Source organism: Jiangella asiatica, from assembly GCF_004349065.1.
Classification (GTDB): domain Bacteria; phylum Actinomycetota; class Actinomycetes; order Jiangellales; family Jiangellaceae; genus Jiangella; species Jiangella asiatica.
Map to the genome: position 1 here is coordinate 138,381 of NZ_SMKZ01000010.1, position 11,945 is coordinate 150,325.

Annotated in this window: 11 protein-coding genes; 2 read left to right on the plus strand and 9 right to left on the minus strand. The window is 73.1% G+C overall.

From position 1 onward, the window contains the following. Positions 1–62 precede the first annotated feature (62 nt). Positions 63–3,434: a phosphodiester glycosidase family protein gene (locus E1269_RS09625; protein WP_131893778.1), complete on the plus strand. Its 3,372-nt coding sequence runs from the start codon at positions 63–65 to the stop codon at positions 3,432–3,434. Here E1269_RS09625 and E1269_RS09630 read toward each other — a convergent pair. Beyond that, complete coding sequence (locus tag E1269_RS09630; protein WP_131893780.1) at positions 3,424–4,026, minus strand: TetR/AcrR family transcriptional regulator; 603 nt, start codon at positions 4,024–4,026, stop codon at positions 3,424–3,426. The two genes, E1269_RS09625 and E1269_RS09630, sit on opposite strands and share 11 nt — an antisense overlap. A gap of 51 nt (positions 4,027–4,077) precedes the next feature. Between E1269_RS09630 and E1269_RS09635 the strand changes: the two genes are divergently transcribed. Then, positions 4,078–4,527, plus strand: a complete 450-nt coding sequence (locus E1269_RS09635; protein ID WP_131893782.1) for an SRPBCC family protein — start codon at positions 4,078–4,080, stop codon at positions 4,525–4,527. 32 nt (positions 4,528–4,559) lie between these two features. On the opposite strand, the gene E1269_RS09640 is transcribed toward E1269_RS09635, so the two are convergent. The 8 genes from E1269_RS09640 to E1269_RS09675 all read right to left on the minus strand — a co-directional run bounded on the left by E1269_RS09640 (position 4,560) and on the right by E1269_RS09675 (position 11,908). After that, positions 4,560–5,033, minus strand: a complete 474-nt coding sequence (locus E1269_RS09640) for a hypothetical protein (protein WP_131893784.1) — start codon at positions 5,031–5,033, stop codon at positions 4,560–4,562. 51 nt (positions 5,034–5,084) lie between these two features. After that, positions 5,085–6,092 (minus strand): sigma-70 family RNA polymerase sigma factor, encoded by a 1,008-nt coding sequence (locus E1269_RS09645; RefSeq protein ID WP_239000840.1) that lies wholly within the window; start codon positions 6,090–6,092, stop codon positions 5,085–5,087. A gap of 272 nt (positions 6,093–6,364) precedes the next feature. Beyond that, on the minus strand, positions 6,365–6,556 hold the full coding sequence (locus tag E1269_RS09650; RefSeq protein ID WP_203433268.1) for a hypothetical protein: 192 nt from the start codon (positions 6,554–6,556) through the stop codon (positions 6,365–6,367). A 49-nt stretch (positions 6,557–6,605) separates the two neighbouring features. Next, entirely contained in the window at positions 6,606–7,610 is a 1,005-nt protein-coding gene (locus E1269_RS09655; protein ID WP_131893788.1) for a sugar phosphate isomerase/epimerase family protein, read from the minus strand. A 134-nt stretch (positions 7,611–7,744) separates the two neighbouring features. Continuing rightward, a complete protein-coding gene (locus E1269_RS09660; RefSeq protein WP_131893790.1) occupies positions 7,745–9,136 on the minus strand; it encodes an alkaline phosphatase family protein in 1,392 nt (463 codons plus the stop codon). Beyond that, complete coding sequence (eboE, locus tag E1269_RS09665) at positions 9,133–10,332, minus strand: metabolite traffic protein EboE (RefSeq protein WP_131893792.1); 1,200 nt, start codon at positions 10,330–10,332, stop codon at positions 9,133–9,135. Before eboE ends, E1269_RS09660 begins: the two co-directional genes overlap by 4 nt. A gap of 14 nt (positions 10,333–10,346) precedes the next feature. Further along, positions 10,347–11,231, minus strand: a complete 885-nt coding sequence (locus tag E1269_RS09670; RefSeq protein ID WP_131893794.1) for a TatD family hydrolase — start codon at positions 11,229–11,231, stop codon at positions 10,347–10,349. Beyond that, positions 11,231–11,908: an EboA domain-containing protein gene (locus E1269_RS09675; RefSeq protein ID WP_131893796.1), complete on the minus strand. Its 678-nt coding sequence runs from the start codon at positions 11,906–11,908 to the stop codon at positions 11,231–11,233. The genes E1269_RS09670 and E1269_RS09675 overlap by 1 nt, the downstream gene beginning before the upstream one ends. Positions 11,909–11,945 lie beyond the last annotated feature (37 nt).

Genomic DNA, 11,945 nt, shown 5'->3' on the forward strand with positions numbered 1-11,945 from the left:
CATGGACAATCCGCCTGAATCGGGCAGGATGAGCGCACCCGCTCGATCCCCGGAGGTCGTCCGTGCCCAGGTCCCGCCGCGTCCGCGCCCTGTTGTCCTCGGTCCTGCTCCTCGGTGCCGGTCTCGCGACCGCGGCGGCGCCGTCGTCGGCGGCACCCTCGGCGGCGGAGCCGGACACGTTGCCAGCCTCCATCGAGGCCGCCACCAGCGAGCGGCCGGTCGCTCCCGGCGTCACCGCCGAGGAGACCGAGACGCTGGACGACCGCGGCTGGCAGGTCACGAACGCGGTCACCATCGACACCGCCCAGGGCGCCGAGCTCGGCTATCTGTCCCACGGGAGCCTCACCGACATCGGCCCGATCACCGAGCCGGGGCAGGCGGCCGGCGCGGTCGCCGTCGTCAACGGGGACTTCTACGACATCAACAACTCCGGCGCCCCGATCGGCCCGGTGATCACCGGCGGCGAGCTGCTGAAATCGCCGTCCGGCGGGCAGACTCGGGTCGTCGCGTTCGACGCCGACGGCGCCGGCCGCGTCACCACGATCGAGTTCGCCGGCACCGTCGGCTTGCCCGCCGGCGATCGCGCGCTGGACCGGCTGAACAGTTCGGACCTGCCGGCGAACGGGATCGGCGCCTACGACGAACACTGGGGCGACTACCCGCGCACGCGTGCGGTCCAGAACGCCACGAACGTCACGGAGGTCCTGGTGGCCGACGGCGTCGTCACCGAGGTCCGCGAAGCGCCCGGCGCCGAGGCACTGGGGGCGGGCACCGTCGCGCTGGTCGGGCGGGAGCAGGCCGCCGACGTGCTCGCTACGCTGCGTCCGGGCGACGCCGTCGCCGTCGACTGGCAGGCGCGCGCCGCCGACGGCCGGCCCGTCGACGTCGCGATCGGCGCGCACGCGCTGCTCGTCCAGGACGGTGTGCCGCAACCCGTCGACGACGCCACGTATGCCGCCCGCACCGCGATCGGGTTCTCCGCGGACGGCACCGAGATCACCATCCTCTCCGCCGACGGCGACAACTACAGCCACAGCCGCGGCGCCACGCTGGCCGAGATGGGCCGGCTGATGGCCGGCCGCGGCGTGCACACCGCGGTCGAAATCGACGGCGGCGGGTCGTCCACCATGGCCACCCGGCTGCCCGGCACCAGCGCGCTGCGGGTCGACAACGCCCTCAGCGACGGCGAGCTGCGCAGCGTCCCGAACGGCCTGGGCGTCTTCGTGCCGTCGCCGAGCGAAGACACCGCCGGGCTCTGGACCCGGCCGGCACTCGCGCCCGACGACGCGCCCAGCGACGCGCCGGCCGGGGGCGGCCGCCCGGACCTGGCGTTCGCCGGGCTCGCCCGTACGGTCGCCGCGACGCCGCACGACGAGACCTACGGACCGGTCAGCGACGAGCCGAGCATCACCTGGTCGGCCAGCGGTGCCACGGTCGACCCGGCCGGCGCCACCGCCACCGTCGTCTCGACCGAGCCGGGCACCGTCACGGTCACCGCGGCCGCCGGGCCGGCCCGGTCCGAGACCGCGCTCGAGGTGCTCACCGCGCCCGTCCGGCTGCAGCCCACCGAACGGTCGGTAAACGTCCCGTCACTGACGGCCACCGGCTCGTTCGGCCTGCTCGGTTACGATGCGCACGGCAGCAGCGCGCCGATCGAGCCCGGCGACGTCGAGCTCGACTACGACGAGTCGCTGTTCACCGTCACCGCCGACGGCGTCCGCGGCTTCACCGTGATGCCGGTGCGCGACGGCGTCGCCGGACTGGTGACGGTGCGGGTCGGCGACCTGGAGACGTCGGTCGGCGTCAGCATCGGCGTCGTCACGCACGTGCTGGACACCTTCGACGACGCCGACGGCTGGCGCGCCACGGCCACCCGGGCGACCGCCCAGATCGCGCCGACGCCCGACGGCGAGGACGGCGCGGGACTGCGGCTGTCCTACGACTTCACCCAGGCGACCGCGACCAGGCTGGCCGTCGCCCAGCTCGACCAGCCGCTCGGGGTCGAGGGCCAGTCCCGCTCGTTCGGGGTGTCGATCTACGGCAGCGGCAAGGGCGAGTGGACCGCGTTCACGTTCGTCGACGCCAACGGCACCACGCTGCCCGCGGTCTACGGGCCGTACATCACGTGGGAGGGCTGGCGCACCGTCGAGCTGGCGGTGCCCGAGGGCTACCCGCAGGAGCTGTCGTTCCGGCGGCTCACCATCATCGAGACCAAGGCGGCCGCCCAGTACACCGGCGACGTGCGGATCGACAACCTTTACGTCAAGGCGGCGCCGTCGGTCGAGGTGCCGGCCGACCCGCCGGCCCAGGACCCAATCGTCGCGCAGGACCTGTCCCGCGCCGACGCCGACTGGCGCTTCGCCGTGTTCAGCGACGCGCAATTCGTCGCGCGCGACCCCGACTCACCGCTGGTGGAGGGCGCGCGCCGGACGCTGCGGGAGATCCGGGCCGCCGACCCGAACTTCTTCGTCATCGCCGGCGACCTGGTCGACGAGGCGTCCGAGGCGGACTTCGAGCTGGCCCGGCGCGTCCTGGAGGAGGAGATCGGCGACGCGGTCCCGTACGTCTATGTGCCCGGCAACCATGAGGTGATGGGCGCGGACATCGCCAACTTCGAGCGGTACTTCGGCCAGACGCACCGCGTCTTCGACCACGAGGGCACCCGGTTCGTCACGCTCGACACCTCGCTGGGCACCCTCCGGGGCGGCGGGTTCGAGCAGCTCGCGATGCTACGCCAGGCCCTCGACGACGCCGCCGACGATCCCGCCGTGAACTCCGTCGTCGTCATCCAGCACCACCCGCCGCGCGACCCGACACCGTCGAAGAACAGCCAGCTGGCCGACCGGCACGAGGCGGCGCTGCTGGAGCGGTGGCTGGCCGACTTCCAGCACGACACCGGCAAGGGCGCGCTGTTCGCCGGCGGGCACGTCGGGTTGTTCCACGCCTCCTCAGTCGGGGCCGTGCCCTACGTGATCAACGGCAACTCCGCGAAGTCGCCGTCGGTCGGGCCGGCCGAGGGCGGCTTCACCGGCTGGACCTTGTTCGGCGTCGACCCGGTGACGGCGCAGGAGCAGGAGGCGGCCCGGACCTCGCCGTACGCCGGCGGCCCGGAGTGGGTGACCGCGCAGTTCCGCCCGCACGTCGACTCGCTGACGGTGGACGCGCCGGCCACGCTCGCGGTCGGCGACACCGCGGCGCTGACGGCGACGGTGGTGCAGGGCGCGCGGTCGGTCCCCGTGGCGTACCCCGTCAGCTCGCGGTGGGTGCCCAGCGCCGCCGTCCACGTCGGACCCGTCGACGAGGCCGGCGTCCGCCACGTCGCCAGCTTCGACCCGGCGACGCGCGAGCTGACCGCGCTGCGCCCCGGCGTCGTCACCGTCGAGGTGAGCGTCGGTGACCGGACGGAGGTCGTGCGGGTCCGCCTCACCCCCTGACAGACCTTGACCCAGCCGACGCGCTGGCCGGTGCCATCTCGTAGAGCGCGATGAACTGCTCCATCGCGGTGTCGACGCCGGCACGGTCGCCGGTGGCGAGCAGGTCGAGCAGCAGCCCGCGAGCCACGGCCACACCGAGGCGGGCCCGCGTCCGGGCATCGGCGGGCGCGGCACCGGCGCGGCGCAGCGGCTGGGCCAGCGCGTCGACCCACGCGTCGACGACGCCGTCGAGCAGCGGCAGTGCACCCGGGTCACCCTGCAGCGCCCGCCCGTAGAGCTCGAAGAACAGCCGCTCGTTCGGCCGCATCGCGGGATCGGCGAGACGCGCCCAGAACTGCCTGGCCACATCGGAGAAGCCGTCCGTCGCGGCGGCGTCGAGCTCGGCCAGCAGGTCACGCTGGCGCTGCTCCATGGCCCGGGCGACCTCGACGAGCAGGCCCTCCTTCGAGCCGAAGTGGTAGATCAGCATGCGGTGGCTGGTGCCCAGCGCGGTCGCGAACTGCCGCAGGCTGCGCTCGCCCACGCCGTGTTCGGCGACGTACTCCACGGCCGCGCGCACCAGCCGCTCCCGTGCCGGACCCGCCTGCGTCATGACCCGGATCCTACCTGTACCATTTGGTACACACGCTTCTGGAGGTTGCACATGGGTATGCAGCGCATCGACGTCTCCACCACCACGACGGCGCCGGCCGCGGCCGTGTACGCCCTGCTCCGCGATGGTGCGAGCTGGCCGGACTGGTCGCCCATCGGGTCGTTCGAGCTGGAGTCCCCCGGCGGCGACGGCGGCGAGAGCGTCGGCGCCGTCCGGGTCTTCCGCACCGGACGGATCACCAGCCGGGAACGCATCGTTGAGCTGGTGCCGGAGCGGCGCCTCAGCTATGTCCTCCTGTCAGGACTGGCCATCAAGGACTACCGGGCCGACATCGACCTCACCGAAGGCCCCGGCGGCACCACCGTGCGCTGGAGCTCGTCGTTCCGGGCCAAGGTCCCCGGCACCGGCTGGCTCTACCGGCGCACGCTCAGCGACTTCATCCGCAAGTGCGTCGACGGCGTCGCGGCCAAGGCCGCCGCTTCGGCCGAGCCGCGGAGCTGACGACGGGGTAGGTCGCGGCCGCGGCCGCCGGGTCATTCCACCTCGTTGCGGACCAGTGCGACGGCGGCGTCGACCCGCACGCGGGTGGCCGGGTCGTCGAGGTCGATGCCGGGGTCCAGCGCGGCGGACCAGACGATCTCGTCGCTCGCCGTGCGCCGGCCGGTCACCCGCACGCCGCGCCGGCCGTTCACCGCGACGTGCCGGCTGATGAGGACGCTGGCGGTGACCTGCTCACGCACGACGTCGACCAGCCGGCCGGGCTGGTCAAGCGCGACGCGGTGCCGGCGCTGCCGCCCGGTCGGCTCGGGCACCTCGGTGAGGGCGAGCAGCTCGGCCTCGCCGTCCCAGGAGGCGGTGTCGACGCGGCTCCACTCGATCGCGGTGTCGCGCAGCATCAGTCGGTGGGTGGTGGCGACGACCTCGCCGTCCGGCCCGGTGGCCGCGGCGAGTACCCGCTCGCCGGGCACCATGCCGTCGATCGGAGGGTTTCGCCGCCGCAGCCTCATGGGCACCAGCGTAACCAGTGCCCGTCGCCGCGCCCGGCGGCAGCCGACCGCTCAGCCGAGGTAGTCGCGCAGTTCGCTGGCCCACTCGTTGCGACGCAGCTTGGTGAGGGTGCGGTGCTCGATCTGGCGGACCCGCTCGCGGGTGACGCCGAACTCCCGGCCCACCTCCTCCAGCGTGCGGGTGCGCCCGTCGTGCAGGCCGTACCGGAGGCGGACGACGGCCCGCTCGCGCTCGCTCAGCCCGTCGAGCACCTGCTCGACCTGGTCGCGCAGCATCAGTTGGGCGACCAGCTCCTCCGGGCTGAGCGCGTCGGTGTCCTCGACGAAGTCGCCGAACGTGTTGTCAGCGGACTCGCCGACCGGCGACTGCAGGCTCACCGGCTCCTCGGCATAGGTGAGCAGCTCGACGACGCGGTCCACCGGCAGCGACGCGGCGGCCGCCAGCTCCTGCACCGTCGGGTCGCGCGCCTCGGACTGCGCGATGGCCCGCAGCACTCGCAGCACCCGGTTGAGCTCGTCGACCACGTGCACGGGCAGCCGGATGGTGCGGCTCTGCTCGGCCAGCGCGCGGCTGATGGCCTGCCGGATCCACCAGGTCGCGTAAGTGGAGAACTTGAAGCCGCGCGCGTGGTCGAACCGCTCGACGGCCCGGATCAGCCCGACGTTCCCCTCCTGGATGAGGTCGAGCAGCGGCAGGCCCCGCCTCGTGTAACGGCGAGCGATCGACACCACCAGCCGCAGGTTCGCCTCGACCAGGCTCGCCTTGGCCTGCCGGCCCAGCCGCGCGACCTCGCGAAGGTACTCGTCGTCGGGGCTCGGCGCGGTGCTTGCGGTCAGCCGCTCCTCGGCGAGCACGCCGGCCTCGATGGCGCGGGCCAGCCGTACCTCCTCGGTCGCGGTGAGCAGCGGAATGCGGCCGATCTCGCGAAGGTAGTGGCGCGTGAGGTCGGTGCCGCCGCCGACGTCATCGGCGCGGGGATGTGCCGGGCCGGTGGACGCGCGACCGGTGGAGGCAGGGCTGGCAGGTGGCGGGCCGCCGACCGGGACCGCACCGCTCACGGGCACAGGATCGCCCGCCGTCGACGTCTCGGCCGGGTCGTCGTCGGGCCGCCCACGTTGGGACGGCAGCGCGCGACCCTCCACCCTCGATCGGACCACCGGCACCACCTCGGCTCGCAACAAGTGTGCCTTGCCGGGGCCGCAATGATCTACCCCTTCCGGGTTTCCAGATGATCAACAGATGTCTTGTGGGGTGGCTTTGCACCGGCGAGCTCGCAGGGACTGTCCGCGGACCTCAGCCGTAGCCGGAAGGCGACGGCCCGCGACCGCCGTCAGCGCACCCGCAGGCGGCTCAGGTACTGGTACCCGGCCTCCGCGGTCCGCAGCGGCGTGACGTCCGGGGTGTCGTTCTCCACGATGTACTCCAGCACCCGGTGCGCCCGGAAGATGCGCGGGAAGTCCCGCAACTGCGCGGCGGTGCGGCCGAAGAAGCCCAGCGCCTGCTCGACGAATCCGATGATCATCAACGGTTGGCGACGGTATGACGTCGCCAACCGTTGATGATCATGGGGATCACTGGGTGCTGAACGCCGCGTCGAACGCGGCCGCCGGCGGGTCGAACAGCTTGGACCGGACGTACTCCAGCGCCTCGGGGGCGCCACGCAGCCGGTCCATGCCGGCGTCCTCCCACTCGATCGAGATCGGGCCCTCGTAGCCGATGGCGCTGAGCATCCGGAACGACGCCTCCCACGGCACGTCGCCGTGCCCGGTGGAGACGAAGTCCCAGCCGCGCCGTGGGTCGGCCCACGGCAGGTGCGAGCTGAGCCGGCCGTTTCGCCCGTTGCCGAGCTGCTTCTTCGTGTCCTTGCAGTCCACGTGGTAGATGCGGTCGCGGAAGTCCCAGATGAACGCGACGGGGTCGAGATCCTGCCACACCATGTGGCTGGGGTCCCAGTTCAGCCCGAACGCCTCGCGGTGCCCAATGGCCTCGAGCGTCCGCACCGTCGTCCAGTAGTCGTAGGCGATCTCCGAGGGGTGCACCTCGTGCGCGAACCGCACGCCGACCTCGTCGAACACGTCGAGGATCGGGTTCCACCGGTCGGCGAAGTCGCGGTAGCCGGCCTCGATCATGTCCTCGGAGACCGGCGGGAACATCACGACGTACTTCCAGATCGCCGAGCCGGTGAAGCCGACGACGGTGTCCACGCCCAGCCGCGCGGCCGCCCTGGCCGTCATCTTCATCTCCTCGGCCGCACGCTGGCGCACGCCTTCGGGGTCGCCGTCGCCCCAGATGCGGTCCGGCAGCATCCCGCGGTGCCGCTGGTCGATCGGGTCGTCGCAGACCGCCTGGCCCTTGAGGTGGTTGGAGATGGCCCACACCTTCAGGCCGTTCTGCTCCAGGATGTCCAGCCGCGACTTGACGTACGCGTCGTCCTCCGCCGCCCGCCAGACGTCCAGGTGGCCACCCCAGCAGGCGATCTCGAGGCCGTCATAGCCCCACTCGCCGGCCAGCCGCGCCACCTCCTCGAACGGCAGGTCGGCCCACTGCCCGGTGAACAAGGTGATCGGTCGTGCCATGTGTCGTCTCCTTCAGTGGTTCGTCGGTTCTGTGGTCGTCCTGTCTGTGGGTCGGTGGGGGTGTGGGGTGATGCCGGCCCCGCCCGCGGGGGCTTGTTCCTCACCCCCGATGCCCGACCGAACCCTGGCCGGCATCACCCCACACCCCCGCCTCGAGCTGGGGTGCGCAGCTGGGCGAGGTCGAGCATGAGGTCGCGGACGTCGGTGGCGGCGAGCTCGGCCCGGGCGGTCGACGGGTCGCTGCACAGGAGCACGGGGCCGTCGGCGGGGTCGTCGGGGAGCCGGCCATGGGTGCCGCGCACCCACTGGCCATCCAGGGGCACGACGTTCATGGCGTAGCGCAACCCCAGCTTCTTCTTCGCCAGGTTCGCGCCCGCGCGCAGCTTGACCCACGGGTCGGCCGGGTCAAGGAACAGCTCGGCCGGGTCGTAGCCGGGCTTGCGGTGGATCTCCACGCCGCGGGCGAAGTCGGGCGCGCGGTCGTCGTGCAGCCAGTAGTAGTAGGTGAACCACGCGCCGATGTCGGCGACGAGGACCAGCTCGCCGGAGCGCTCGTGGTCCAGACCGAACTCGCGCTGCGCCTCCTTGTCCAGCACCAGGTCGACGCCGGGCACCGCCGCGCACAGCTCCCGGACCGCCGGCAGGTCGGCCTCGTCGCGGACGTAGACGTGCGCCACCTGGTGGTCGGCGACGGCGAAGGCCCGCGACGTCCACGGGTCCAGGTACTCCATGCCGGCCTGGGTGTACACCTCGAGCAGCCCGGCCCGCCGCAGCGCCCGGTTGACGTGCACCGGACGGCTGGCCGGGCCGATGCCGTACTCGCTGAGCGCCAGCACGGTGACGCCGTTGTCGCGGGCGTCGGACAGCAGCGGCGCCAGGGCCCGGTCCACCTCGCGCGCGGCCGCGACCGCCTGCGGGCTGTGCGGGCCGAAGCGCTGCAGGTCGTAGTCCAGGTGCGGGACGTAGGCCAGCGTCAGGTCCGCGCCGGGCATCAGCCGGCGGGTCGCCTGCACGATCCACTCGCTGGACTTGATCGACGCCGTCGGGCCCCAGTACTGGAACAGCGGGAACGGGCCGAGGGCCGAGGTCAGCTCGTCGTGCAGCGCCGGCGGCCAGGTGTAGCAGTCCGGCGACTTGCGGCCGTCGGCGTGGTAGATCGGCCGCGGCGTGACGGTCCAGTCGGTGGCCGCGCCCATCGCGTACCACCAGCAGACGTTGGCCACCCGGTAGCCGGGCCGGACCCGGCGGGCGGTGTCCCAGACCTTCTCGCCGCCGACCAGCCGGTTGTGCTGCCGCCACAGGAAGACCTCGCCGAGGTCGCGGAAGTACCAGCCGTTGCCGACGATGCCGTGCTCGCGCGGCATCGTCCCGGTGAGGAACGTCGACTGCACCGAGCACGTGACCGCCGGCAGGACGGTGTCCAGCTGTGCCTGCCAGCCCTCGTCCGCGATCGCTCGCAGGTTCGGGGTGTGCTCCAGCAACCGCGGGGTCAGTCCCACGACGTCGAGCACCAAGACCTTGTTCACGCCATCTCCTCCTGCGTCGTCCGCGCGTCCAGCCCCGTCTCGGCCAGCCGGTCCGCGACCCACCTCAGCTCCGCGGCCAGCCCGTCGGCCAGCCCGTCCGGCCCGGCCGGTCGCCGCCCCGCTGGCAGCACCGACCAGGTGTACGTCTCGACCTCCACGTGGTCGGTCACCGCGTGCTCGCCGCCGAACAGCGCGTCGAGGGTCGCGCCCAGGTGGTCCTGGGTGACGGCCAGCGGCGGGTCCGGCCGCTCGTGCACCGGCACGTGGTAGTGCACCCGCCACGGACCGTCCGTGGGCAGCTCACCGTCCAGCGCCGCCGGTAGGTCGTCGGTGCCGTCGACGGTCCCGCTCGCGGCCGGCGACGCCACACGCGTCTGGTGCAGGAACCGGTCCTCGGCGTAGGCGCCCAGAGCCGACCGGGCCGCGTCCGACCCCGGATCGGCGATCTCCAAAGCCGCCGACGCCTGCGTCTTCACCACCGCCAGTCCGGCCGCGGCCAGGCGCCGGACCGCGTCGGCCGGCTCCTCGAACTGCACGGCCAAGTGGCAGGCGTCCAGGCAGACGCCGATGCGCTCGGTGTCGACCCCGGCCAGCTCGGCGACGGCGCCGTCGATCGTCTCGACCACGCAGCCAGGCTCCGGCTCCAGCCCGACGCGCACCACCCGGCCGGTGCGGTCCTCCAGCACCGCCAGCCCGTCGGCCAGCCGGTCCAGGTGGTCGCGGGCGGTCCGCCGCCGCTGGTCGTCCCACGGTGTGCGCCAGGCCAGCGGCAGGCTGGAGACGCTGCCGCGCTCGGCGTCGTCGGGCAGCAGCCCGGCCAGCACGGTGGCGCACTCCAGCGTGTACCGCAGCCGCGACGCGTCCGTCCAGTCCGGGTGGTAGACGGCCAGCTTGACCCGCGGGTCGTGGAAACCGGCGTACGGGAACGCGTTGAGCGTCACCACCTCCAGCCCACTCGCGTCCAGTGCTGTGCGCAGTCGCTCAAGCTCCGGGCGGCCCGCCTCGCCGGCCAGCCGGGCCACGACCGGCGCCGGCAGCCACAGTCCCAGGCCTAGCCGCGGCGTGCCCAGCCGTGCCCGGACCCCGCCGCCGTAGCGCCGCACCTGCTCCAGCAGCGCATCGACGTCCTCCGTCGGGTGCACGTTGGTGCAGTAGGCGACGTGGACGACGGTGCCGTCACGGTGCCGCAGCCGCAATCGTCGGCCCTCCCTCAGCTCTCGGCGGCGTCGGGCCGCTGCCCGCGCAGGATCGAGTTGCCCTCGAACGTCGCGGCCCGGTCGGCCGTCCCCTTGAGGTCGACCTCGTCCAGCAGCAGCCGCCCGCTCTGGCCGTAGAACTCCACCGGGTTGCGCCACAGCACCTGGTCGACGTCGTCGGCGCTGAAGCCGGCGCCGAGCATCGCCCGACCGGTCTTCACCGTCTTGAGCGGGTCGCTGTGGCCCCAGTCGGCCGCGGAGTTGACGATCATCCGGTGCAGCCCGCGGTCGACCAGGATGCGCACCATGCGGTGCTCGTCCATCTTGGTGTCGGGGTAGATCGAGAAACCCATCCAGCACCCGGAGTCGGCGACCATGCCCACCGTCGTCTCGTTCAGGTGGTCGACGAGGACGCGCTCGGGTGACAGCCCGCTGGCCGACACCAGCTCCAGCGTGCGCCGGGTGCCGGCCACCTTGTCGCGGTGCGGCGTGTGCACCAGCACGGGCAGATCGTGCTCGCCGGCCAGCTCCAGCTGGCGGACGAACACCTTCTCCTCCTCGTCGGTCATGGAGTCGAACCCCACTTCTCCGACCGCGACGACGCCGTCCTTGGCCAGGTACCGCGGCAGCACCTCCAGCACGCCGGTGCAGCGCGGGTCATTGGCCTCCTTCGGGTTCAGCGCGATCGTGCAGTGGTGCCGGATGCCGAACTGCGCCGCCCGGAACCGCTCCCAGCCCAGCAGCCCGTCGAAGTAGTCGCAGAACGAGCCGACGTTCGTGCGCGGCTGGCCGAGCCAGAACGCCGGCTCGGTGATCGCCCGCACGCCGGCGGCGTACATGCGCTCGTAGTCGTCGGTGGTGCGCGAGGTCATGTGGATGTGGGGGTCGAAGATGCGCATCAGGCCTCCCGTGCACTCGTGTCGGACGGGACGGGGAACCGGCCGGCGACCGCCTCGGGGTGCCGGCCGAGGATGCGCCAGGCGTCGCTGGGCACCGACCGGCCCGCCGCCACCCGCTCGTTGCCGTAGTCCGCGACCATCCGGGCCAGCTCGGCGTCGGTGCGCACGTCCAGGTCGGCGACGGCGTCCAGCGGCACGCCCACGAACAGGCACTTCAGCACGCCTTGCCGCCACGCCGACGGGTCCAGGTGCGCCGCGGCGTACGGGCCCAGCGCGGCCGCCACCAGTCGCACGTCGTTCGTCCGCAGCGCGTCGGCCACCAGCGGCAGACCGGCGTCGCCGACGTCCAGCAGCGCCAGCGCGCGCAGTACCGCCCGCTTCTCGTCGGCGTCGCCGAACCGGTACAGCTCGCCCAGCTCCCGGGTCAGTGTGGCACCGTCCATACCGGCGGCGGCCGCCACCAGCAGCGCCATCCGGGCCTCGTCCTCCAGCCGTGGGGTACGCAGCCCGTCCGGGTCGCCGGCGCTGGTCGGCCCTCTGATCACCCGCCGGGCGACCGCCGGGAACAGCACCGAGATTCGTGCCGGGTCCGCCTGGACCTCGGCCACCAGCCCGGCCAGCCGTTCCCGCGCCGCCTCATCCAGGTGCGGAGCCGCTTGCTCGATCGTCGCGCTCATCGCCGTGCCTCCTCTCCCCCGTCCCGTCCCCCGACGT